Here is a 22874-nt window from a genome sequence, read left to right as displayed (position 1 = left end):
GCCGCCCTGCCGGGATCCGCCTAGGTCCGCTGCACCTGGAGCATGTGGAGATCGGGAGAGCCGCGGTCCGAGGGCTGCTCGACCGCGGGGCCGGGTACCGAACGTGCCTGGGGATGGGGGGCCGGACGGTCGAAGGCCGGCAGCGACGGGCTGCCCTGGCCGAGCACCGCCCGTACGTGGTGGGCGGTGGGCGCACAACGCCGTTCATCCGGCGGGCAGTCGGCGTCTTTTACGCGTGGCACGCGGTCGTCGACGGAGGGCGCCCCGTCGACGGCCGTCGTGTGTCCGGGGCCCCGGTGGTCACCGTCGGGCGCGGCGGGGCCGAGACACATGAACAACGCGGCCACGAGGGAGATGAGCGCAGCGGCCGACGCGGCGCGGCACAAGGTGTGCCGGGCGGCTCCGGTCCGCTGCGTCAGTCTCATCGCAGCGCATCGTAGCGATGGCGCACCAGGGACTCGAGGGGTACCCCACCCTGCCGCTTCCCGCTATCCCCGTACCGCCGTCACCAGGAGCGCCGTGCTGCGCAGGCGCAGGGTGCCGTCCTTCTCGTGGGGGCGCAGGATTTCCGTCAGGCGGTGGTGGGCGCGGGTCCGGGTCTCGGGTGTGGCCCGGCTCGCCAGGTGGCGTCCCGGGCCGGAGCCGAGGAGGAAGCCGGCGGCGTCGGCGGCGTCGCGGCCCCAAGTCCCGTACGCCTCCACGCGTGTTGCTCCGACGCCCTCGAACCCGGCGGCGGAGAGGATTTCGCAGGTTCTGTCGGCGTCTGCCAGGGAGAACATCCCTGGCCCGCCCGGCTTGCCGAAGCCTTCGATGGGGAGCAGGTCGCGCAGTTCGGCGAAGGCCTGGAGCCATTCGTTCTCCTCGGGGTACGCGCCACAGATGAACGCCGCGCGGCCGCCGGGGCGCAGCGCCCGGCCGATGTTGCCGAAGCCCGCCACCGGGTCCGCGAAGAACAACACGCCGTAGCGGCTGATCGCGACGTCGTACGCGGCGGGTGCCAGCTCGTGGACCTGGGCGTCGCCCTGCTCGAAGGAGGCGTTGGTGACGCCCTCCCGCCGGGCGGTGTCGCGGGCCCGCGACAGCATCGGTGCCGACAGGTCGAGTCCCAGCGCGTGGCCGCCGCTCGCCCGGCGCGCGGCCAGCCTGGTCGTCTGTCCGGCGCCGCAGCCGATGTCCAGGACGCGGTCGTCCCGGCCGATTGAAGCGGCGTCCAGGAGAGGGGAGTTCAGGCCTTCGTTCACGGCGTCCCAGCGGTCCTGGTTGCGGGCCCAGTGGTCCCCCTCGTAACCGTTCCATGCCTGTGCCTGTTCGGTGTTGACGATGTTCCGCACGGTGTGCCCCCTGGTGGGTGTCGGTGTGTCGCCGCCGGGTGGGTGGGGCGCCCGTCGGCGTTAGAATGGGCGCTCGCCCAAACAGTATGGGCGGGCGCCCATTCTGGCAATGGGGGCAGCGGCCAGGAGCCTTGAGCCTTGAGGAGAAGTCATGTCACCGCGTGGAGTCGCGATCCCGGACCTTCGTGAGCGGCTCTTCGACGCCGCGGAACGGATCGTCGCCCGTGAGGGGGCCGCGGGGCTCACCAGTCGGGCCGTCACCGCTGAGGCGGGCTGCGCCAAAGGGGTGCTGCACACGCACTTCGGTGGCGTTGACGCGTTTGTCGCCGAGCTGGTGCTCGACCGGTTCGCTCGGACCGCGGCAGCGGCTCAGGGGCTTCCCGGGCGGGCGGGTCAGGACACGGTGGTCGCGAACCTCAACGGAGTCGCGCTCGGGCTCCTGGACTCCCTCGACCCCAGGGTCGTGGGCCTGGCCATGACCAGTAACACCACCTCCCAGCAGATCCGCGACGCGCTGGCCGAGGGCGCGCCGGGCTTCGCCGCGATCCAGGAGTCGCTCGCCGCCTATCTGGACGCCGAACTCCGGCTCGGCCGTCTCCCGGCGGGCACCGACACCGCCACGACGGCGCTCGCCCTCGTCGGAACCGTCCACCACCTTCTGATGACCGGCTGGGCCGGCACCCCGGACCCCCGCGGACAGATTGAACGGCTCGTCGCTCTGCTCGTGCCGCGGTGAGGGTGCTCGTGCCGGGGTGAGGGTGCTCGTGCCGCGCTGCTCGGGCTGCTCGGGCTGTGGTGAGGCTGCTCGGGTGTACGGGCTGCTCGTGTGTATGGGGCTCGCATCTCAGTCATCGCAGCACGCCGCCACGGACTTCGTGAGGCGGGGGCCCGCGAACCAGGTGCCGCTGACGAAGCGCATCGCCGGTCCGAAGCTCGCGGCCGCCGGCGGCCCGGTGAAGTGCAGGCCCGGCACGCTGGACGCGAATCCCTTGTCCAGGACGGGAAATCCGCCGGTCCGCCGGAGATCCGCGCGGAGCTCGGGGGAGAGGAAGTCCAGCGCCTCGACGTCGACGCGGTAGCCGGTGGCGGCAAGGACGTGGTCGGACGTGACGGTGTGCGTGCCGCCGTCCGGCGTCGTGGTGTGGAGGGTGACACCGGCCCCGTCCGCGTCCGCCGCGGTGATCCGCCGCTCCGTGAGGACGGGCACGCGGCTCTCCTCGAACCGCTCCTTGAGCCACCACGCCCCGCCCGGCCGCAGCCCCCGCTCGGCAAGCCGGAGCCGGGCGCCCGCGGGCAGTCGGCGGAACGCGGCCGGATGGCGGGTCAGGCCGTACCGCCCCCAGGAGCGGCCCGCCGGGCTGTCGGGCTGCCACCGCGGGCCGGACGACGTCGGCGCGTCGAACCGTATGCGCGCGCCGCGAGCCAGTACCTGGACGGCGGCGCCCGCCTCGTGGAGCAGGGTCGCGCTCTCCAGAGCGGACTGCCCCGCCCCGACGACGGTGACGCTGCGCCCGGCAAAGGTGCCCGGGTCGGTCTGCTGGGAGCTGTGCGAGATCCGGCCAAGGGCCGACGGTTCCCTGGACACGGCTGCCGCGAGGGGCGCGGGCAGCCGGCCGAACCCGGTGAGACCGGTGGCCACGACCACGGCGCAGGCCCGCAACACCTCGCCCGACGACAGCTTGACGCGGAATCCGTCCGCGCCCCGGTCGACCGCCGCCACCCGCTCGTCCTCGACGCGGGGAACCAGCCGCTCCCGGAACCACCCGCCGTACCGGATGAACAGACTCACGGGCACAGGGTCGTGCTCGCCCGGCCTGCGCTCCCCGGCCTCGCGGCAGTAGTCGCGGAGGGTGAAGCCCTCGCGCGGAGTGGCGAGCGCGGACGCGGCGGGCGGCGTCCTCAGCAGCATGCCCGCGGGCATGCGCCGGGCCCAGTTCGCCACGGGGGCGCCGAAGGTCCGGACGGTCAGGCCGCGCGCCCGCAGATGTGCGGCGGCGGACAGGCCGTACGGGCCCGCCCCTATGACGACGACGGTCTTGGACATGGAGGTCCCTCCTGGCGCCGCCGCGGCGCGTGTTCTACGGGCAGGGCTCGGGCGGCGGCACCGGAATCAGCTGTGGAAGGTGCGGAGTCGGGCGGTCGGGCACGCCGGGGCCGCTCCCGTCCGCGTGGCCGGCGCGGATGACGCGCTTCGGCACCGGTCAGACGACGGCGAGCGGCGGACGGACGGGCGGACCTCGCCGTACGACCGCGTCCGCGAGGAGGAGAGGGAGCTTGGGCGCCCGGACCGGCAGCCCCGCGCGACGGACCGGAGCCGGCCGCGGCAGCGCGACGGGCAGCGGTGCGCGGAGGGGGCGCAGCAGCCGAACGAGGAAGGCCCGCAGCAGCCGCACGATCCGCGCGAGACAGGCGCGGGCGGCGGTGGGCAGGGGGAGGGGCTGGGGCTGGGGTAGGCGCAGCGGCCGGGATCGGGGCTGGGGCAGGGTGCTGTGCTCGGCCTTGGGCCGGGTGTCGCGCCGGGCGTCGCGTCGGACGTCGCGCTGGGCCTTGAGCCGGGTGCTGTGCTGGGCTTCGTGTTGGGCGGTCCGCCGGGTGTCGTGCTGGATGCTGTGCTGAGCCTCGCGTCGGCTGTCGTGCTCGGCCTTGCGCGGGGTGTCGTGCCGGGTGTCGTGCTGGCCCTTGCGCCGGGTCTCGTGCTGCACGCCGTGCTGAGCCTCGCGTCGGCTGTCGTGCTCGGCCTTGCGCGGGGCGTCGCGCCGAGTGCCGTGCTGGTCCTCGCGCCGGGTCTCATGCTGGCCGTCGTGCTGGACGCCGTGCTGAGCCTCGCGTCGGCTGTCGTGCTCGGCCTTGCGCGGGGCGTCGCGCCGAGTGCCGGGCTGGGCGTCGCGCCGGATCTCATGCTGGACGCCGTGCCGGGTGTCGAGGTAGTCCTCGTGCTGGGCGTCGAGGTGGGCGTCGCGCTGCCCCTGGCCTCGGGCCTCGTGCCGGTCCTTGCGCTGATCCTGGCCTCGGGCGCCGCGCTGGCCCTGGCGTCGGCTGTCGTGCTGGGCCTCGTGCCAGGCACCGTGGTGGTCCTCGCGCCGGACGCCGCGCCGGTCCTCGCGTCGGCTGCCGTGCCGGACACCGTCCCAGACGTCCCGCTGGTCCTCGCGTACCCCCTCGCGCCAGGCACCGATCAAGAGGCCGCCAGTCGCGGCGTCCACGCCGTACGCCGGTTCGGGCCACCGTGAGGTGGCGGCCTGCCCGGCGCAGAACAGGACGGTGGCGGTCACCGCCCGAACGTCCCAGGAGGCCGTCGAACCGAAGGCGAAGTGGTACCCGGCCACAGCGAGGAGGGCGCTCGCCACGGAGAAGACCACGGACCGCGCCAGCTCCACCGGGCGCATGCCCCTCGCCGAAGGCGCCCCGTCCGCAGGACGCGCGCTCCCCGTCGGACGGGCGCCTTGCCTCGGATGCGCGCCCTCCGCAGGACGCGCGCCCTGAGCCGGTAGCCCGCTCTGAGCCGGTAGCCCACCCTGAGCCGATAGCCCACCCTGAGCCGGTCGCGCCGTCGGCCCACGGCCGCCGTGCGACCGAGAGCGAGGCGTCGGTCCCGAAGTCTCCATGACTCACCCATCATGCGGCGTCAGCCCGCCGCTGTCACGTGGCGTGGGCCGCCCGCGTACGGCAACTAACCCTCTACGTAAGGGAGTTGACGCTTCACATTCGCACCCCGGGCCTGCCTCGGCCCGTACCCGAGAAGCGCGCCCCAAGGGCCGCCTGACCCGCTCGGGTCACCAGAACGCGCCGTCACCCCGCATCTCCGCCTTGAATGGACAGGTGACCGTGCCTCCGGACGACTGCCTCGCGCGCAACGAGTGGATCTGCGGTGAGTACCTGAGCACCCGCCGCCAGATCCTGCTCGACGCGGTCGTCCAGCACCTGCAGCTGACCGGCCTCTCCATCCTCATCGCGCTCGTCGTCGCGGTGCCGCTGGCCGTGCTCGCGCGCCGCTGGGGGTGGGCCGCGGGGCCGGTCCTCGCGCTCACCACCGTGCTCTACACCATCCCCTCGCTCGCGATGTTCTCCCTGCTGCTGCCGGTGTACGGACTCTCCGCGTCGCTCGTCGTCGCGGGTCTCGTCCTCTACTCCCTCACCCTGCTCGTGCGAAACATCCTCGCCGGCCTCCGCGCTGTCCCCGAGGACACCCGGCAGGCCGCCCGCGGCATGGGGTACGGCCCGATCCGCCTCCTGCTCACAGTCGAACTACCGCTCGCACTGCCCGCCGCCATGGCCGGCCTCCGCATCGCCGCGGTCTCCGCGGTCTCCCTCGTCACCATCGGCGCGATCGTCGGCTTCGGCGGGCTCGGCAACCTCATCTACACGGGCATGAACACGTACTTCAAGGCGCAGGTCCTCACCGCGTCCGTGCTGTGTGTCGTCATCGCCGTCGCCGCCGATCTGCTGCTGCTCGGCGTGCAGCGCGTCCTCACCCCGTGGGAGAGAGCGCGGGCGGTCCGCTCATGAAGACACTCGGCGACGCCTGGGCGTGGCTCGGCGACTCCGCGCACTGGACCGGCGACGACGGCATCTGGCACCGCCTCACCCAGCACCTCGTCCTCACCGTCGTCTGTCTGCTGCTCAGCTGCCTCATCGCCCTGCCGATCGCCCTCGTCCTCGGCCACCTCGGCAAGGGCGGCGCGCTCGCCGTCAACATCTCCAACGTCGGACGCGCCGTGCCGACCTTCGCGGTCCTCGTCCTGCTCCTCCTCACTCCGCTGGGCAAGTGGGGCGACGGGCCGACCGTCGTCGCGCTCGTACTGTTCGCCGTACCACCGCTGCTCACCAACGCGTACGTCGGCATGCGCGGCGTCGACCGCAGCGTGGTGCAGGCGGCGCGCGGCATGGGGATGACCGGGCGGCAGATGCTGTGGCGCGTCGAACTGCCGCTCGCGTTGCCGCTGGTGCTCAGCGGGGTCCGCATCGCCGCCGTGCAGCTCGTGGCCACCGCCACCATCGCCGCTCTCGCGGGCGGCGGCGGGCTCGGCCGGATCATCACGGCGGGCTTCAACCTGGCGAGCACCCCGCAGGTCGTGGCGGGCGCCGTCCTCGTGGCCGTCTTCGCGCTGCTCGTCGAAGGAGTTTTCGAAGTGGCCGAGCGGCTCGCGCCGGGCTGGACGCGCGGGCGGGGGAGCGCCGGATGAAGCGGCGCACAGGGCTCGCCGCGGTCCTCCTCGGCCTCGTGGTCCTCGTGGGCGGCTGCGCGACGGGGCCCTCGCTGGAGAACCGGGGCGAGGTCACCGCGCCGCCGGGCGACAGCAAGAACCTCGTCGTCGGCTCCGCGGGCTTCACCGAGTCCGACCTGCTCGCCCAGATGTACGCGCTGCTCCTGAACAGGGCGGGATACGGCACCCGCATCCTGTCCGTCGCCAACCGCGAGCTCTACGAACCCGCCCTCGAGTCCGGCCAGATCGACGTCGTCCCCGAATACGCGGCGACCTTCGCGGACTGGCTCAACGCCAAGAAGAACGGTGCCGACGCGCCGCCCGTGGGCTCCCCCGACCTCGACAGGACCATGCGGGCCCTGCGCGGCCTCGCCACCCCGCGCGGCCTGACCGTCCTCGACCCCGGCAAGGCCGTCGACCAGAACGCCTTCGCCGTCGCCTCCTCCTACGCCGAGCAGCACCAGCTCAAGACGCTCAGCGACCTGGGCAGGTCCGGCCTGAAAGTCCGCCTCGCCGCGGGCGACGAGTGCGTACAACGCCCGTACTGCGCTCCCGGGTTGAAGAAGGTGTACGGCATCGACATCACCCGGGTCGACCCCAAGGGCGTCGGCACCACCCAGGCCAAGAAGGCCGTGCAGGGCGGCCAGGACCAGATGGTGCTCACCACGTCGACGGACGCGACCCTCGACGACTTCGGCCTGGTGCTCCTCAAGGACGACAAGCATCTCCAGAACGCCGACTACCTCGTGCCCGTGGTCAACCGTTCCCGTGCGGGCAGTGAGGGTGTCGCGGCCGCGCTGGGCCGGCTCAACCCCGTCCTGACGACGGAGGATCTCGCCTCCATGAACGAACAGGTGGACAGCTGGCGCCGCCTGCCACAGGACGTGGCCCGGGCCTACTTGGAGGAAAAGGGCCTCCTGTGACCGCCCCGCCAAGAGCACGCGGAGCGCCTACGCGTCGGCGACCGAGTCGAACTCCACCTGGTCCCGCGCCACCCCTTGCGCATCCGCGTCCACCGAGCGCCGCAGCGCCTCGTGCAGCTTCGCCGGGGTCAGGACACCGAGGAAGCGGGCGCCGTCCAGAACGGCGACCCAGCCCGCGTCGTGCTGCAACATCACGCCGAACGCCTGCTTGAGCGGGGCACCGACCGGCACCCACGACTTCATCCGGTGCGCCAGGTCGCCGACCGTGCCGCCGGTGCCGGCCAGGGCGACCTCGTCGAGGCCGACCCAGCCGTGCAGATCGCCGGCCTCGTCCAGGACGACGGCCCAGCGCGCCTCCTCCGCGCGCAGCCTGGCGGCGGCCTGCGCGGCGGGCTCGTCGAGGCGGGCGAGCGGCGGCTCCTCCAGGTCGTCCGTCTGGATCTCGGTGACGGAGAGCCGCTTCAGCCCCCGGTCGGCGCCCACGAACTCGGCGACGTACGGTGTCTCGGGCGCCCCGAGCACCGCCCCCGGAGTATCGAACTGTTCGATGCGTCCCTGCCCGTACACCGCGATGCGGTCGCCGAGCCGGACGGCCTCCTCGATATCGTGCGTGACCAGCAGCACCGTCTTGCGGACGGCCGCCTGCATCCGCAGGAACTCGTCCTGCAACTGCTCGCGCACCACCGGGTCGACCGCGCCGAACGGCTCATCCATCAGGAGCACGGGCGGGTCGGCGGCCAGCGCCCTGGCCACGCCGACACGCTGCCGCTGACCGCCCGACAGCTGCTCGGGATAGCGGGAACCGTACGTCTTCGGGTCCAGGCCCACGAGCTCGAGCAGCTCCGCCGCACGGGCCCGCGCCTTTGCCTTCTTCCAGCCGATCAGGGCCGGGACGGTCGCCGTGTTGTCGAGGATCGTGCGGTGCGGGAAGAGGCCGACCTGCTGGATGACATAGCCGATGCGGCGGCGCAGACGCACCGGGTCGACGTCGGCGATGTTCTCCCCGTTCACGAAGATGCGGCCCGATGTCGGCTCGATGAGCCGGTTCACCATCATCATCGTGGTGGTCTTGCCGCAGCCGGAGGGGCCGACGAGGGTGACCAGTTCGCCCTCGGCGACCTCGAAGGAGAGGTCGTCCACGGCCGTCGTGCCGTCCGGGTAACGCTTGGTCACCTGCTCGAACCGGATCATGTCCTCACGCTAGCCGCGCCCGTCACTCACCGCTCATCAACACCACCTCCAGGGTGCGCGGGCCGTGCACTCCCTCGACCCGGTCCAGCTCGATGTCGCTGGTCGCGGAGGGCCCGGAGATCCAGGTGAGCGGGCGGGCGGGGTCGAGCCGTTCGAGCGCTTGCGGCACGGAGGCGACGACCTGCTCCGGTACCCGTACGACACAGATGTGATGGTCCGGCACCAGGGTGATGCGGCGGCGGCCCTGGTCCGGGGAGCCGTCGAGCACGATCGTGCCGGTCTCGGCGACGGCCACCGCGCAGCCGGTCACGACACTGTCGACCCGGTCCAGCTCCTGGGGCGTGTCCGCGGCCCGGTCGTGGATCCGGACCGGGTCCGCTTCGGCAAGCCAGCCGTCCGGCAGCCCCGGCGGCACCAGCACGGACTGCGCGCCGCGCTCGGCGAGCAGCCGCATGAGTACCGTCGGGAGCTCCGCGCGGGTGGCACGATGCACGAGCGCGCGGTAGTCCGCGAGGTTCTCGGCGAGCAGCTCGACGGTCTGCGCGGTGCTGCGACTGCCGTGCTCACGGAGGTAGCCGCGCTCCACCGCGTCCTCGTACGCGACGGGGGCGTCCTTCGGCACGTCGGCCAGGGCGCGGCGCACCCGGCCCAGGATCCGGTCCCTGCTGCTCACTTCGCCGCTCCTCCGTTCGTCCGCCGCCACCAGTCGCGGAAGGACTCCGCCGGGACCTTCGGCAGGTCCCTGGTCGCGCTCCAGGCCCGCCCGGGCCCAGGGAACGTGCGCGGATGGAGCCGCCGGGTGCGCGACGCGAGCCACTGGCCCGCGCGCAGCGCACCGGGGCGGGCGAACGCCAGGCCCGCCGCGCGCATCGCCGCCCGCTCCGCCGCGTGCCCCTTTGCGGGTTGCAGCGTCACCTTGTTGCCGCGACGTGTCACCTCACCGCCCTGCACGACCCGCTCCCTCAGGTGCACCAGGACCTCGGGAATGTCGATGGCGACCGGACACACTTCGTAACAGGCACCGCAGAGCGAGGAGGCGTACGGCAAGGAGGCGTCGATGTCGCTCCCGGTGCCCCGGAGCTGAGGGCTGAGGATCGCGCCGATCGGGCCGGGGTAGACCGAGCCGTACGCGTGCCCGCCCGCCCGCTCGTACACCGGGCACACATTGAGGCACGCCGAACAGCGGATGCAGCGCAGGGCCTGGCGGCCCACCTCGTCGGCGAGGGTGTCGGTGCGGCCGTTGTCGAGGAGGACCAGGTGGAAGGCGGTGGGGCCGTCCTGGTCGGCGGTTCCGGTCCACATCGAGGTGTACGGGTTCATGCGCTCGGCCGTCGAGGAGCGGGGGAGTGTCTGGAGGAAGACCTCCAGGTCGCGCCAGGCCGGCACGGTCTTCTCGATGCCGACGACGGAGATCAGCGTCTCGGGGAGGGTCAGGCACATCCGGCCGTTGCCCTCCGACTCCACGACGACCATGGTGCCGGTCTCGGCGACCATGAAGTTCGCCCCGGAGATGCCGACCTTGGCGCGCAGGAATTTCTCGCGCAGGTGGCGGCGGGCCGCCTCGGCGAGCTCGGCCGGGGTGTCGGTCAGCCCTTCCGGGGCCGGGCGGCCCCAACGGCCCATCTGCCGCGCGAAGATGTCGCGGATCTCGCCGCGGTTGCGGTGGATGGCGGGGACCAGGATGTGCGAGGGGCGGTCGTCGCCGAGCTGCACGATGAGCTCGGCCAGGTCGGTTTCGTAGGCGTGGATGCCCTCGGCCTCAAGGGCTTCGTTGAGGCCGATCTCCTGCGTGGCCATCGACTTGACCTTGACGACCTCGGACTCGCCCGTCTCCCGGACGAGCCGGGTCACGATGCGGTTGGCCTCGTCGGCGTCGGCTGCCCAGTGGACGGTGCCGCCCGCCGCTGTAACCGACTCCTCAAGCCGGACCAGGTAGTGGTCCAGGTGCCGCAGCGTGTGTTCCTTGATCTGCCGGCCCGCCTCGCGCAGCGCGGCCCAGTCGTCCAGCTCGGCGACGGCGCGGGCCCGCTTGTCGCGGATGGTGTGGGTGGCGCGCCGGAGATTGGCGCGCAGGGTCGTGTTCCCGACGGCCTCGCGCGCGGCCACCGGGAAGGCCGGCATCCCGAGGTACGTGCCGGTCGTGCCGCTCATGACAGGGGCTCCTCTTCCGTGCTCGCCAGGATCTCCGCGATGTGGACGGGGCGCACGGCCGTGCGCAGCCGGGCCATCGTGCCGCCGATGTGCATCAGGCACGAGTTGTCCGCCGCGCACAGCACCTCGGCTCCGGTCGACTCGGCGTGGCGCACCTTGTCGGCACCCATCGCCGCCGAGACATCGGAGTTCTTCACGGCGAAGGTGCCGCCGAAGCCGCAGCACTCCTCGGCGCCGGGCAACTCCACCAGCTCAAGTCCCTTGACCGCCCGGAGAAGTCGCGTGGGCCGGTCCCCGAGACCGAGAGAGCGCAGTCCGTGACAGGTCGGGTGGTACGTGACCTTGTGCGGGTAGTACGCCCCGACGTCGGTGACTCCGAGGACGTCCACCAGAAACTCCGTCAGCTCGTACGTCTTGGGAACGACGGGCGCGAGCGTGCGCGCCAGCCCTTCGCCACGGCCCTCGGCACGTGCCCGCTCGCCCATGCGCGGATACAGCTCCCGCACCATCGCCCCGCACGATCCCGACGGCGTCACGACCGCCTCGTACGCATCGGACCCGAATACATCGGAGAAATGCCGGGCGAGTGGCTCTGCCTGATGGCGGTAACCGGTGTTGTAGTGCGCCTGCCCGCAGCAGGTCTGCGTCATCGGGAAGTCGACGTCAACTCCCAGCCTGGTCAGCAGTTTCACCACGGAGCGGCCCGTGTCCGGATACAGCGTGTCGTTGACACAGGTCAGGAACAGGGCGACACGCATCGCGGGTTCCTCCTAGTCGATCATCGGATGGATGCAGCGTACGCGGACGCGGACCGTGGGGGAATCGTCGGCGGTCACGTCGTGAGCGGGCTCGGCCGGCTGCCTATCCGCAGACGCTCCTCGGCGGCCTGCCACCGTGCGGTGCCGCCGCGTGGTTCGTACCGCCTCGGGGGCCGACTGTGGGCCACCAGGGCGCGTGCCTCGGCGCGGTCCGGGAGGAGGCCGGGGGCACGGGCCTGCACCAGGATGTTGCCGAGCGCGGAGGCCTCCGCAGGGCCTGCCAGGAGCGGCACTCCGCAGGCGTCCGCGGTCAGTTGGCACAGCGGCGTGTTACGGGCGCCGCCGCCGACCAGATGAACGACGTCGACCGTGCGCCCGGTCAACCGCTGGGCGTCCACCAGGGCCCGCCGGTGCGCGAGCGCCAGGGAGTCAAGGACGCAGCGGACCGTCTCGGCGGGGGAGGCGGGCACGGGCTGCCCGGAGGCGCGGCAGGCCTCGCCTATCCGTTCCGGCATCCGGCCGGGCGCCAGGAACTCGGGGGAGCCCGCGTCCACGACCGAACGCAGCGGCTCGGCCTCGGCCGCCGCGGCGAGCAGCGCGCCGGGATCGGTGATGCGCCAGGCACGCAGACACTCCTGCAGCAGCCACAGCCCCATGATGTTGCGCAGGTACCGGACAGTGCCGTCGATGCCCAGCTCATTGGTGAAGTTCGCCTTCCGGCTCTCCTCCGTCAGGACGGGCGCGTCCAGTTCGAGCCCGGCGAGCGACCAGGTGCCGGTGCAGAGGTACGCGAAGCGGGCGCCGTCGGCCGCGGGCACGGCGGCCACGGCGGACGCGGTGTCGTGCGAGGCGACGGCCGTCACGGGGACATCACCCGCCAACCCGGTGTCCGCCAGGATGTGGGGCAGCAGCAGGCCCGCCGGATCCCCTGGTTGCCGCAGGGGCGGGAACAGGCCGAGGTCGATGCCGAGACGGCCGGCCACGTCGTACGACCAGTCGCGGGTGCGTGGGTCGACGAGCTGCGTGGTGGAAGCGTTGGTCAGCTCGGTACCGAGCCGCCCGGTCAGCCAGTACGTGAGCAAGTCCGGGATGAGCAACGCTCGCCGGGCCGCCGCCAGTTGGGCCGTGCCGTGGGCGGCCGTGAGCTGGTACAGGGTGTTGAACGGTGCGTATTGCAGCCCCGTCGCCCCGTACAGCTCGGCGGCCGGGACGCGTGCCCATACCTGTTCGGCGATGCCTTCCGTGCGGCGGTCGCGGTAGTGCACCGGGTTGCCGAGGAGGGCGCCGTCGGCGTCGAGCAGGCCGTAGTCGACGGCCCAGCTGTCGATGCCGACGGACGCCACCTGCCCGGCGGCGCGCAGCCCGTCGAGCACGCCTGCGTAGAGCGCGAGGATGTCCCAGTGCAGGGTGGGGCCCGTGCGTACGGGGGTGTTCGGGAAGCGGTGCACCTCCTTCACTTCGAGGCTGCCGGGCCCCACCCGGCCGACCATGACGCGCCCACTGGACGCGCCGAGGTCGACTGCGGCGAAGCGGGGGGATGAGTTAGGGGTCATGACGGCTCACAGGATCGGTGGGAGCGGCGGGAGGGAGGAGGGGAAGAGGGGGGAGGGACTGGGCGAAGGGTGGGCTCAGCGCAGGAAGGCCGCCGCCACGCCTGCGTCCACCGGTATGTGCAGACCCGTCGTGTGCGAGAGGTCCCCGGCCGTCAGGGCGAACACCGCGTTCGCCACGTGCTCCGGGAGGACCTCGCGCTTGAGGAGGGTTCGCTGGGCGTAGAACTCGCCGAGCTCGTCCTCCGGCACTCCGTACACCGCCGCCCGCTGGGCTCCCCAGCCGCCGGCGAAGATGCCCGAACCGCGCACCACACCGTCCGGGTTCACGCCGTTGACACGGATTCCGTCGGCGCCCAGCTCCGCCGCCAGCAGGCGGACCTGATGGGCCTGGTCCGCTTTGGTCGCGGAATAGGCGATGTTGTTCGGTCCTGCGAACACCCCGTTCTTGGAAGCGATGTACACGACGTCGCCGCCCATGCCCTGTGCCCGCATCACGCGGGCCGCCTCCCGCGAGACCAGGAAGGAGCCGCGCGCCATCACGGAGTGCTGGACGTCCCAGTCCTGGGCCGTGGTCTCCAGGAGCGGCTTGGACAGGGAGATTCCCGCGTTGTTGACGACGAGGTCCACGCCGCCGAAGGCGAGGGCCGCCGCTTCGAACGCCGCGGCGATCTGTGCCTCACTGGTCACGTCCATGGTGACGGCGAGGGCCGTGTCCCGCCCGCCCAGTTCGTCGGCCACAGCGGTCGCGCTCCGCGCGTTCAGGTCGGCGACGACCACGCAGGCGCCCTCGGCGGCGAGACGGTGCGCGATCGCCCTGCCGATGCCGCTGCCCGCACCCGTCACGAGGGCCACTCGGGTCGCCAGAGGCTTCGGGGCCGGCCTGCGGCGCAGCTTGGCCTCCTCCAGCTCCCAGTACTCGATGCGGAACTTCTCGGACTCCTCGATCGGCGTGTACGAGGAGACGGCTTCCGCGCCCCGCATGACGTTGATCGCGTTCACATAGAACTCGCCCGCCACGCGCGCGGTCTGCTTGTCCTTGCCGAAGCTGAACATGCCCACGCCCGGCACCAGGACGATCGCCGGGTCGGCGCCCCGCATCGCGGGGGAGCCGGGCTCGGCGTGCCGGGCGTAATACGCCGCGTACTCCGTGCGGTACTCGGCGTGGAGCTCCCGGAGGCGGTCGGTCGTCTCGTCCAGGGGCGCTGTCGGCGGCAGGTCGAGGAGCAGGGGCCGGACCTTCGTGCGCAGGAAGTGGTCCGGGCAGGAGGTGCCGAGAGCGGCGAGTCGCGGGTGTTCCGCGCGGGACAGGAAGTCGAGGACCGGCGCCGTGTCGGTGAAGTGACCCACCTGTGGCTGGTCCTGGGAGGCAAGGCCCCGGATGACGGGGGCCAGCGCGGCCGCGCGCGCGTGACGCTCGGCGGTGGGCAACGGGCCGAACCCCGCGAGCTCCGCGCCGAACGGGTCCTGCCTGCCGCGCTCGGCGAGGAAGCGCTCCGCGGTGCGGATGATGTGCAGCGAATTGCGCGCGCACTCCTCGGACGTGTCCCCCCACGCGGTGATGCCGTGCCCGCCCAGGACGCAGCCGATCGCCTCCGGGCGCTCCGCCCGCACGGCCGCGATGTCCAGGCCCAGCTGGAACCCCGGGCGGCGCCACGGCACCCACGCCACCGTGTCGCCGAAGCACTCGGCGGTCAGCTTCTCGCCGTCGGCCGCGCAGGCGAGCGCGATACCGGAGTCGGGGTGCAGGTGGTCGACGTGCGCCGCGTCGACCAAGGCGTGCATCGCCGTGTCGATGGACGGCGCGGCACCGCCCTTGCCGTGCAGGCAGTAGTCGAACGCTGCGACCATCTCGTCCTCGCGCTCCACGCCCTCGTACACCCCCCGAAGCGCGCGCAGCCGGTCCAGACGCAGCACCGCGAGGCCGGACTCCCGCAGCGTGCCGAGATCACCGCCGGAGCCCTTGACCCACATGAGGTCGACGGCGTCCCCCGTCACCGGGTCGGGTGCGGTGCCCTTCGCCGACGCGTTCCCCCCGGCGTAATTCGTGTTGCGCGGGTCCGCGCCCAACATATGGGCCCGGTCCAGCAGTTCCGTGACGCTCGTGTGCCGCTCCATGCCGCTCATGCCCCCCACCCGGCCTGCACGCCACCGACGCGCTCCTCGACGATCTGCTCCTGCCAGCCTGACCGCTCATAGGCCCCGAGCGGATCAGGGGCGAGCCCCGAGTCCTCCCTGACTTCCGCCAGTAGGGGACGCACGTCGGTGTTGTACGCGTCCATCAGCGCCCCGTTCGCCGCGAGCACGTCGCCCGCGCGCTGCGCGGCGGCCAGCGCCTCGACGTCCACGAGCAGCGCCTTCGCCGTGGCCTCCTGCACGTTCATCACCGAGCGGATGATCGCGGGGATCTTCGCCTCGATGTTGTGGCACTGGTCGAGCATGAACGCGACACCCGGCCCCTCGGAGGTGCCCGCCCCCTGCTCGTCGGGGCCGCTCGCCGCGAACGCGCCGCCGCGCACCACCTCGTACATGATCCGGAAGAGCTGGAAGGGGTCGGCCGCGCCGACCATCAGGTCGTCGTCGGCGTAGAAGCGCGAGTTGAAGTCGAAGCCGCCGAGCCTGCCCTCGCGCAGCAGCGTCGCCACGATGAACTCGATGTTGGTGCCCGGTGCGTGGTGGCCGGTGTCGACGACGACCTGTGCCTTGGGGCCCAGCTTGAGGCAGTGCGCGTACGCGGTCCCCCAGTCGGGGACGTCCGTGGCGTAGAAGGCCGGCTCGAACAGCTTGTACTCCAGGAGCAGCCGCTGGTCGTCGCCGAGCCGGTCGTAGACCGTGCGCAGCGCCTCCGCCAGGCGCTCCTGCCGGTCGCGCAGGTCGTCCTGGCCGGGGTAGTTGGTGCCGTCGGAGAACCAGAGCTTGAGGTCCTTCGAGCCGGTCGCGTCCATGACGTCGACGCACTCCAGGAGATGGGCGACGGCCTTGCGGCGGACGGCCGGGTCGGGGTTGGTGACCGAGCCGAGTCGATAGTCGTCGTCCTGGAAGACGTTGGCGTTGACCGCGCCGAGGCACAGGCCGCGCTCCCGGGCGTACTCGGCGAGCGCGCCGTAGTCGTCGACGCGGTCCCACGGGATGTGCAGGGCGACGGCCGGTGCCACGCCGGTGTGCGCGTGCACGCGAGCGGCGTCGTCCAGCTTCTCGCGTGTCGTGCGCGGGACGCCTGGCTGCGCGAAGACCTTGAAGCGCGTGCCGGAGTTGCCGTACGCCCAGGACGGTGTCTCGAGGGCCTGGGTGGTGAGTGCCGCCTTCACGGCGTCCTTGCTGGGTCCGGCGGTCATCGCGCAGCCCTTCCGAAAGATGGTTCGAGTGGGTCGGTCGGCGGTGGAGAAGTGGTGGGTTCCGGAGGTCGCGGCGTAGACGGCGCAGCCGTCGTCCATCCGGAGGAACTCCGCGGAGTCATGGGTCACTTGGGCGGCCATCTCGGCCGGAGGCGCTCTGGGCGTGTCCCGGCGCGTTGGACATCAGTGGCCAACTGACTCTGGGGCAGGGCGCGTCAAGGCCGAGCGGGTGCCGCACGTACTCGACGGTGGGTCGGGTGACCCGGAGGGGCTTCACGGCGGCGCCGGTGGCGGGCGCGGTGGCGGAGGCGGGCGTGGCTGTCGCGGCGGCGGCGGTGGTACTCGTGACGGCCGTGCCCAGGGCGATGGTGCCTGTGGTGCCGAGCAGTCGTCTTCTGCTGATCACAGCGGAGCTCCGTAACGACTCGGGGATGAATCGTTTCACGAACGGCGAAGCTAGGCACGAGGGTGACGGCTGTCAAGGGGTCTCGGGCGAGAGGGCCTCACCGCTCGCCGCGCGACAGTCCATGCAACCTCAGGCAAGAACCCCTTACGGTCGGCGTGATTCTCAAGTCCCGCCCATTGACGGTTCAGTTGGCGCGGGACTAGCTTCCCTGGCACTCGGTTGAAACCTTTCACGCCGATCGGTGCTGCCGCCGCCCTCACCGGCAGCGAGGTGCTCTTCATCTCCCACCGCCTGGAGGGGGTCTTCGCGCTCTGCCGGCGCGTCACGACCCTGCGCGACGGTGCCCTGATGTTCGACGGTCGGCACGGGGAGATCGTCGGCCCCGCCGGACTCGTCGGGGCATGTCGGGGCTTCGAACTCTGGGACCCCGCCAAGCTCGGAGCCCTCGCCGCGCACACCGCCGTGGCGCTCTCCTCCGGGCAGATCACCGGCAAGAAGGGCGAGACGTTCAAGGCGGGTGGCCTCGGCTCCTTCACCGTCGGCGGCGACGGTGTCGTCGACCTCGGGGAGCCCACCGTGTTCGACAAGAAGCACCAAGAAGAACATCGACAAGTACAGGTTCTGAGGCGTGGCCGTAGGATGTCGAACGGCAGGATGGAGCACCTGAAACGCATGGTCGGCATCAAAGACGTGGCGAAGCACGCCGGAGTGTCGGTGGGCACCGTGTCGAACGTGATCAACCGCCCGGACATGGTCTCCGAAGAGACCCGGCACCGCGTGCTCGCGGTCATCGACCGGCTCGGCTACGTGCGCAGCGAATCGGCACGCCAGCTGCGCGCGGGCCGCAGCCGCATCATGGCGCTGCTCGTCCTCGACATGGGCAACCCCTTCTTCGTGGACGTCGCCCGCGGCGCCGAACGGGCCGCGCGCGAGGCGGGACTCCGCGTCATGGTGTGCAACAGCGGACAGAGCCCCTCCGAAGAGGCCGAATATCTCGCGCTCTTCGCCGAGCAGCGGGTGCACGGCGTCCTGCTGACGCCCGCGGACGCGACCGGACGCACCATCGAGGCCTTCCGCAGGCACGGCATTCCGTTCGTCCTCGTCGACCGGGTCGCCGAGGGCGCCACAGAGTGCTCCGTCTCCGTGGACGACGTGATGGGCGGCGCGCTCGCCGTCCGCCACCTCGTGGACGCGGGGCACCGCGGCATCGCGTACGTGAGCGGCCCGCCCGGACTCAACCAGGTCAAGGACCGCCGCGAAGGCGCGCTCCAGGCGCTCGCCGAGGCGGGCCTGGACGCGTCGGCGCTGCGGGAGCTGCCCACCGAACGCCTCGACGTGGCCGCGGGACGCGACGCGGGGGCCCGCATCCTCGGCCTCGCCGAGCGGCCCACCGCCGTCTTCTGCGCCAACGACCTGCTGGCACTCGGGGTGCTCCAGGCGATGTACGCGGCGGGCGTGCGGGTCCCCGAGGACATCGCGATCGTCGGCTACGACGACATCGAGTTCGCAGCCGCCGCGGTGGTGCCTCTCACCTCGGTGCGCCAGCCCGCCGTCACCATGGGCGCGATGGCGGCGGAACTGCTCCTCGAGGAGACGAGACAGACGAAGCACACATCTGAGACGGGGGAAGGGGCGGGCGAGGAGCCCGTCGGACCGCACGAGCACCGGCGCGTAGTGCTCGTGCCCGAGCTGGTCGTGCGCCGCTCCAGCCTGCCGCCCCGCTGACGACCGGCCCCGGCCACGGGTGACGGCCCCGGCCCCGGCCGCGGGTGACGGCCCCGGCCACGGGGGTGACGGCCCCGAGGCCCGCACACGCGCCCCATGTGCTGGACTGGGCACCGAACACGAACACGCGTACCCGCCACGTCGTCCAGGAGCAGCCTTGACCATCACGTACCGCCAGCCGGGAGTCGTCCTCACCGACCGCCGCTTCAGCGTGCCGCTCGACCACGACGACCCGGCGGGGGAGCGGATCGAGGTCTTCGCGCGCGAAGCGGTGTCGGCGTCCAGGGGCGGCGCGGACCTGCCCTGGCTGGTGTATCTGACGGGCGGCCCCGGCTTCGGGGCGACCCGCTTCAACGGCAGCGAGTCGTGGCTCGGCCGCGCCCTCGAAGACTTCCGCGTCCTCCTCGTCGACCAGCGCGGCACCGGCGCCTCCACGCCCGCCAACCGCCAGACGCTCCCCCTGCGCGGCGGCCCCCGCGAGCAGGCCGACTACCTCGCCCACTTCCGCGCCGACTCCATCGTCCGCGACTGCGAGGCGATCCGCCCCGAGGTGACCGGCGGCGCACCCTGGGCCGTCCTCGGCCAGAGCTTCGGCGGCTTCTGCGCCACGCACTACCTGTCGGCGGCGCCCGAGGGCCTGTCCACCGCGCTGATCACCGGCGGCCTGCCCACGCTCGACGGCCACGCCGACGACGTGTACCGCGCCGCCTACCCGCGCATGGAGCGCAAGACCGCCGCGCACTACGCCCGCTACCCGCAGGACGTCGAGCGGGCCCGGCACATCGCCGCCCACCTCGCCGAGCACGAGCCGGTCCTGAACGGCGGCTACCGGCTGACCGTCCAGGCCTTCCAGTCCCTCGGCATCCTGCTCGGCGCCGGCGACGGCAGCCACCGCCTGCACTACCTCCTCGAGGACGCATTCGTACGCACACCGGCCGGGTTCGCGCTCTCCGACGCCTTCCAGGAGAACGTACAGACCGTCCTCTCGTACGCGGGCAACCCGCTCTTCGCGGTCCTGCACGAGGCGATCTACGGCCAGGGCGAGCGGCCCACCGCCTGGTCGGCCGAGCGGACGCGCACCGAGTTCCCGCAGTTCGACGCGGAGAAGACGCTGGCGGGCGACGCGCCGCTGCTGTTCACCGGGGAGGCCGTGCAGCGCTGGATGTTCGACACCGACCCCGCGCTGCGCCCGCTGCGCGAGACCGCCGACCTGCTCGCCGAGCGCACCCACTGGCCGCGCCTGTACGACACGGAGCGCCTCGCCGCGAACGAGGTGCCGGTGGCGGCGGCGATCTACCACGACGACCTGTACGTCGACACGGAGCACTCCCTGCGCACCGCCCGCGCCATCCGGGGCCTGCGCACCTGGGTCACCGACGAGTTCGAGCACGACGGGCTGCGCGCGAGCGGTCCGCGCGTGCTCGACCGGCTGCTCGCGCTGACGCGCGGCGAGGCGTGACGGCCGCGGGCCCGTTCCGCTCCTGGCAGCCGCGGGCCCGTGCCGCTCCTGACGCCCGCGGGCCCGTTCCGCTCCTGGCGGCCCCGGGCCCGGTGGCCCGCTCCCGACGCCCAACTCGTTGTCGGACCCCAGGGTTAAGCTACGCATCATGACCGAGCCGCAGCAGTCAGCCACCCCCGCCGACCAGCTCATTCCCATGCCCGACGACTGGCGGCGGGCGCTCGCCGTCGTCGCCCACCCGGACGATCTGGAGTATGGCTGCTCGGCGGCGATCGCCGGCTGGACGGACGGCGGCCGCGAGGTCACGTACCTCCTGGCGACCCGCGGCGAGGCCGGTATCGACACGCTCGACCCGGCCACCTGCGGCCCGCTGCGCGAGCGGGAGCAGCGGGCGAGCGCGGCCGTCGTCGGCGTGGACGCCGTGGAGTTCCTCGACCACAAGGACGGCGTCGTGGAGTACGGCATCGCGCTGCGCCGCGACATCGCCGCCGCGATCCGCAGGCACCGCCCCGAGCTGGTCATCACGCTCAACCACCGCGACACATGGGGCGGCGTCGCCTGGAACACGCCGGACCACGTGGCGGTCGGCCGCGCCACGCTGGACGCCGCGGCGGACGCGGGCAACCGCTGGATCTTCCCCGAGCTGATCGAGGAGCAGGGCCTGGAGCCCTGGGACGGCGTGCGGTGGGTCGCCGTCGCCGGCTCGTCGACGCCCACGCACGCGGCGGACGCGACGGCGGGCCTCGACCGGTCCGTGGCCTCCCTCCTCGAACACCGCACCTACATCGAGGCGTTGACCGACGAGGACCCGGAGAAGTACTGCCGTACGTTCCTCACGGGCAACGCCCAGGCGCTGGCGCCCCGCTTCGGTGGAAGACCGGCGGTGGGGTTCGAGGTCTTCAGTCGGTAAGCCGTCGCCCCTAGCCTGACGACCCATCAGGAAACTGGGTGAGTGGGGGCGCGGATGATCGACACCATCGGCACGGACATCCCGCGGGGCGAGGAGCGGCTGCGCCTCGACGTCGAGGACGGGCTCGGCATCCTCACCCTCTGCCGCCCGCGCAAGCTCAACGCGTGGAGCTGGGAGTCCACGCGCCAACTGGGCCTGTTCGCCGACCGGATCCGGTTCGACGACTCCATCCGGGCGGTGCTGCTGCGCGCCGAGGGCCGGGCCTTCTGTGCGGGCATCGACATCACGGCGCCGGGCGGCGCGATCACGGGCCGCTCGGGTGCCGAGCGCGCCCGCAACTACTACGAGGCGATGCGCTGGGTCCACGAGCGCTTCCGCGTCTTCGCGGAGCTGCCGCAGCCGGTCGTCGCGGCCGTCCAGGGCTACTGCCTCGGCTTCGGCTTCGAACTGGCGCTGATGGCGGACGTGCGGGTCGCGGCGGACGACGCGGTGTTTGCGCTGCCCGAAGCGAGGCTGGGCGTCGCGGTGGACGCGGGCGGTGACCTGCGCATCGCCCGCGAGGCCGGTGCCGGCTGGGCGAAGCTGCTCGCACTCACCGGCCGCCGGATCGACGCGGCCACGGCCGAGCGGCTCCGGCTGCTCCAACAGGTCGTATCGGAAGAGGAGTTGGCGAGGACGGCCCATGCGCTGGCCGCCGAGATCGCCGCGAACGCGCCGCTCGCCGTCCAGGGCATCAAGCGCGGCATCGACACGTACGCCGACACGGGCATGGCGGGGGCGCTCGACCGCGTCGCGATGAACGCGGCGATCACGCTCACGTCGGACGACTCGCGCGAGGGGTACGGGGCGAAGGCGGCGAGGCGGGCGGCGTCGTTCGAGGGGAAGTAGGGGCGGCGGGAGGAGTAGGGGTTGTAGGCGAAGCGGGGAGGCCCAGCTGTTCCCGTACCGTCACCACCGGTGGGCTCACCAGTCCCCTGCGCTGCCAGTTCGCGCCGTCGACCACCAGCGTGTGGCCCGTGATGAAGCGGGCGTACGGGGAAGCCAGGAAGGTGGCCGCCCAGCCCAGTTCGCGGGGCAGACCGACACGGAGGGCGGGCTGGCGGGTGGCGGCCGTGTCCCCGGCCCGGTCGAGGTTGCCGCGGATGGCGTCGGTCATGTCGTCGTGCGGCATCAGGCCCGGCACCAGACCGTTGATCTGGACGCCGTACGGACCCCACTCCACGGCCAGCGTCTCCACCAGGCTCTTCACACCTGCCTTGGCCGCCGCACTGTGGGCGAAGCCAGGGCCGCCCGTCCAGGCGTACGACGCCCCCACGTCGATGACCGAGCCGGGGGTGCCCGCGGCCAGGTGACGGCGGCCGAACTCGCGCGTCATCAGGAACGTCCCGGTGAGCGTGATGTCCACGACCGAGCGCCAGGCGTTCGGTGACATGTCCTCCGCGGGGACGGGGAAGTTCGCGGCGGCGTTGTTCACCAGGACGTCCGGCAGGCCGTACGCCTCCTGCGCCGCGTCGAAGACCTCCGCGACGCGCTCGGCGTCCCGGATGTCGCACACCGCTGTCGTCACGCGCCCGCCCAGCGCCGCCAGTTCGTCCCTCGCCGCCTTGAGCCGGTCCTCCTTGCGGCTCGCGATGACCAGGTCGGCACCGAGCCGCGCGAACTCCGCTGCGATGGCCTTGCCGAGGCCCGTCCCACCTCCGGTGACGAGGACGACGGCCCCGGAGTAGGTGCCGGGCGGCAGGGCGGCCGCCCCTGGCGGGGGAGGAGGAGGCAGCCCGGGCAGCGCACCGCCCGGCGCCACGGCTCCGCCGCCCGGCGCCACGCCCCCGCCGTCGCTCTTCTGGCCTGCCCCATCGTTCTCCTGCCCCGCCCCATTGCCCTCCCGGCCTGCCCCGTCGTCCGCGCCGTGATGCGTCATGCGCGCATCGATA

Annotated in this window: 21 protein-coding genes; 8 read left to right on the top strand and 13 right to left on the bottom strand. The window is 72.6% G+C overall.

Annotation, left to right across the window (positions count from 1 at the left end):
• Positions 1-20: 20 nt before the first annotated feature.
• Together ACZ56E_RS14020 and ACZ56E_RS14015 are read right to left on the bottom strand one after the other, a co-directional pair.
• Positions 21-425: a hypothetical protein gene (locus tag ACZ56E_RS14020; RefSeq protein WP_471214042.1), complete on the bottom strand. Its 405-nt coding sequence runs from the start codon at positions 423-425 to the stop codon at positions 21-23.
• Between the two features lie 63 nt (positions 426-488).
• The gene (locus ACZ56E_RS14015) at positions 489-1331 is read right to left on the bottom strand and encodes a class I SAM-dependent methyltransferase (protein ID WP_471214041.1); all 843 of its coding nucleotides are present in this window, start codon (positions 1329-1331) and stop codon (positions 489-491) included.
• 151 nt (positions 1332-1482) lie between these two features.
• On the opposite strand from ACZ56E_RS14015, the gene ACZ56E_RS14010 reads away from it, so the two are divergent.
• Positions 1483-2067, top strand: coding sequence for a TetR/AcrR family transcriptional regulator (locus ACZ56E_RS14010; protein WP_471214040.1), 585 nt, complete (start codon positions 1483-1485; stop codon positions 2065-2067).
• Between the two features lie 108 nt (positions 2068-2175).
• On the opposite strand, the gene ACZ56E_RS14005 is transcribed toward ACZ56E_RS14010, so the two are convergent.
• On the bottom strand, positions 2176-3375 hold the full coding sequence (locus ACZ56E_RS14005; RefSeq protein WP_471214038.1) for an FAD-dependent oxidoreductase: 1200 nt from the start codon (positions 3373-3375) through the stop codon (positions 2176-2178).
• A 157-nt stretch (positions 3376-3532) separates the two neighbouring features.
• Entirely contained in the window at positions 3533-4717 is a 1185-nt protein-coding gene (locus tag ACZ56E_RS14000; protein ID WP_471214037.1) for a hypothetical protein, read from the bottom strand.
• 433 nt (positions 4718-5150) lie between these two features.
• Between ACZ56E_RS14000 and ACZ56E_RS13995 the strand changes: the two genes are divergently transcribed.
• Genes ACZ56E_RS13995 through ACZ56E_RS13985 form a run of 3 tightly spaced genes read left to right on the top strand, consistent with a single transcriptional unit; the run spans position 5151 to position 7458 of the window.
• Positions 5151-5837, top strand: coding sequence for an ABC transporter permease (locus ACZ56E_RS13995; RefSeq protein WP_468605493.1), 687 nt, complete (start codon positions 5151-5153; stop codon positions 5835-5837).
• Positions 5834-6514: an ABC transporter permease gene (locus tag ACZ56E_RS13990; protein WP_398308469.1), complete on the top strand. Its 681-nt coding sequence runs from the start codon at positions 5834-5836 to the stop codon at positions 6512-6514. The genes ACZ56E_RS13995 and ACZ56E_RS13990 overlap by 4 nt, the downstream gene beginning before the upstream one ends.
• A complete protein-coding gene (locus tag ACZ56E_RS13985; RefSeq protein WP_471214035.1) occupies positions 6511-7458 on the top strand; it encodes an ABC transporter substrate-binding protein in 948 nt (315 codons plus the stop codon). Before ACZ56E_RS13990 ends, ACZ56E_RS13985 begins: the two co-directional genes overlap by 4 nt.
• Positions 7459-7485: 27 nt before the next feature.
• Here the strand turns inward: ACZ56E_RS13985 and ACZ56E_RS13980 are convergent, their stop codons facing one another.
• From ACZ56E_RS13980 to ACZ56E_RS13945, 8 genes are all read right to left on the bottom strand, one after another.
• Positions 7486-8649: an ABC transporter ATP-binding protein gene (locus ACZ56E_RS13980; RefSeq protein ID WP_471214034.1), complete on the bottom strand. Its 1164-nt coding sequence runs from the start codon at positions 8647-8649 to the stop codon at positions 7486-7488.
• Positions 8650-8671: 22 nt separating this feature from the next.
• Positions 8672-9322 (bottom strand): LutC/YkgG family protein, encoded by a 651-nt coding sequence (locus ACZ56E_RS13975; protein WP_471214032.1) that lies wholly within the window; start codon positions 9320-9322, stop codon positions 8672-8674.
• On the bottom strand, positions 9319-10800 hold the full coding sequence (locus tag ACZ56E_RS13970) for a LutB/LldF family L-lactate oxidation iron-sulfur protein (RefSeq protein WP_471214031.1): 1482 nt from the start codon (positions 10798-10800) through the stop codon (positions 9319-9321). Before ACZ56E_RS13970 ends, ACZ56E_RS13975 begins: the two co-directional genes overlap by 4 nt.
• Positions 10797-11558, bottom strand: a complete 762-nt coding sequence (locus ACZ56E_RS13965) for a (Fe-S)-binding protein (RefSeq protein ID WP_471214030.1) — start codon at positions 11556-11558, stop codon at positions 10797-10799. Before ACZ56E_RS13965 ends, ACZ56E_RS13970 begins: the two co-directional genes overlap by 4 nt.
• Positions 11559-11632: 74 nt before the next feature.
• Positions 11633-13111, bottom strand: coding sequence for a rhamnulokinase (locus tag ACZ56E_RS13960; RefSeq protein WP_471214029.1), 1479 nt, complete (start codon positions 13109-13111; stop codon positions 11633-11635).
• A gap of 75 nt (positions 13112-13186) precedes the next feature.
• Positions 13187-15226, bottom strand: coding sequence for a bifunctional aldolase/short-chain dehydrogenase (locus ACZ56E_RS13955; RefSeq protein WP_471214107.1), 2040 nt, complete (start codon positions 15224-15226; stop codon positions 13187-13189).
• A gap of 5 nt (positions 15227-15231) precedes the next feature.
• The gene (rhaI, locus tag ACZ56E_RS13950; RefSeq protein ID WP_471214105.1) at positions 15232-16443 is read right to left on the bottom strand and encodes an L-rhamnose isomerase; all 1212 of its coding nucleotides are present in this window, start codon (positions 16441-16443) and stop codon (positions 15232-15234) included.
• 118 nt (positions 16444-16561) lie between these two features.
• Complete coding sequence (locus ACZ56E_RS13945; RefSeq protein WP_471214028.1) at positions 16562-16849, bottom strand: hypothetical protein; 288 nt, start codon at positions 16847-16849, stop codon at positions 16562-16564.
• A gap of 663 nt (positions 16850-17512) precedes the next feature.
• On the opposite strand from ACZ56E_RS13945, the gene ACZ56E_RS13940 reads away from it, so the two are divergent.
• The 4 genes from ACZ56E_RS13940 (at position 17513) to ACZ56E_RS13925 (ending at position 21831) form a co-directional block, all read left to right on the top strand.
• Entirely contained in the window at positions 17513-18574 is a 1062-nt protein-coding gene (locus tag ACZ56E_RS13940; protein ID WP_471214104.1) for a LacI family DNA-binding transcriptional regulator, read from the top strand.
• 157 nt (positions 18575-18731) lie between these two features.
• Entirely contained in the window at positions 18732-20033 is a 1302-nt protein-coding gene (locus ACZ56E_RS13935; protein WP_471214027.1) for an alpha/beta fold hydrolase, read from the top strand.
• A gap of 148 nt (positions 20034-20181) precedes the next feature.
• Positions 20182-20943 carry a PIG-L deacetylase family protein gene (locus ACZ56E_RS13930; protein ID WP_468605477.1) on the top strand — a complete coding sequence of 254 codons (762 nt, stop codon included), beginning with the start codon at positions 20182-20184 and terminating at the stop codon, positions 20941-20943.
• A 54-nt stretch (positions 20944-20997) separates the two neighbouring features.
• The gene (locus tag ACZ56E_RS13925) at positions 20998-21831 is read left to right on the top strand and encodes an enoyl-CoA hydratase/isomerase family protein (RefSeq protein ID WP_471214025.1); all 834 of its coding nucleotides are present in this window, start codon (positions 20998-21000) and stop codon (positions 21829-21831) included.
• On the opposite strand, the gene ACZ56E_RS13920 is transcribed toward ACZ56E_RS13925, so the two are convergent.
• The gene (locus ACZ56E_RS13920) at positions 21758-22861 is read right to left on the bottom strand and encodes an SDR family oxidoreductase (protein WP_471214023.1); all 1104 of its coding nucleotides are present in this window, start codon (positions 22859-22861) and stop codon (positions 21758-21760) included. The two genes, ACZ56E_RS13925 and ACZ56E_RS13920, sit on opposite strands and share 74 nt — an antisense overlap.
• Between the last annotated feature and the right edge of the window lie 13 nt (positions 22862-22874).

The organism is Streptomyces sp. NPDC039480 (assembly GCF_055597165.1).
This window is presented reverse-complemented; position numbering and strand designations above follow the sequence as displayed.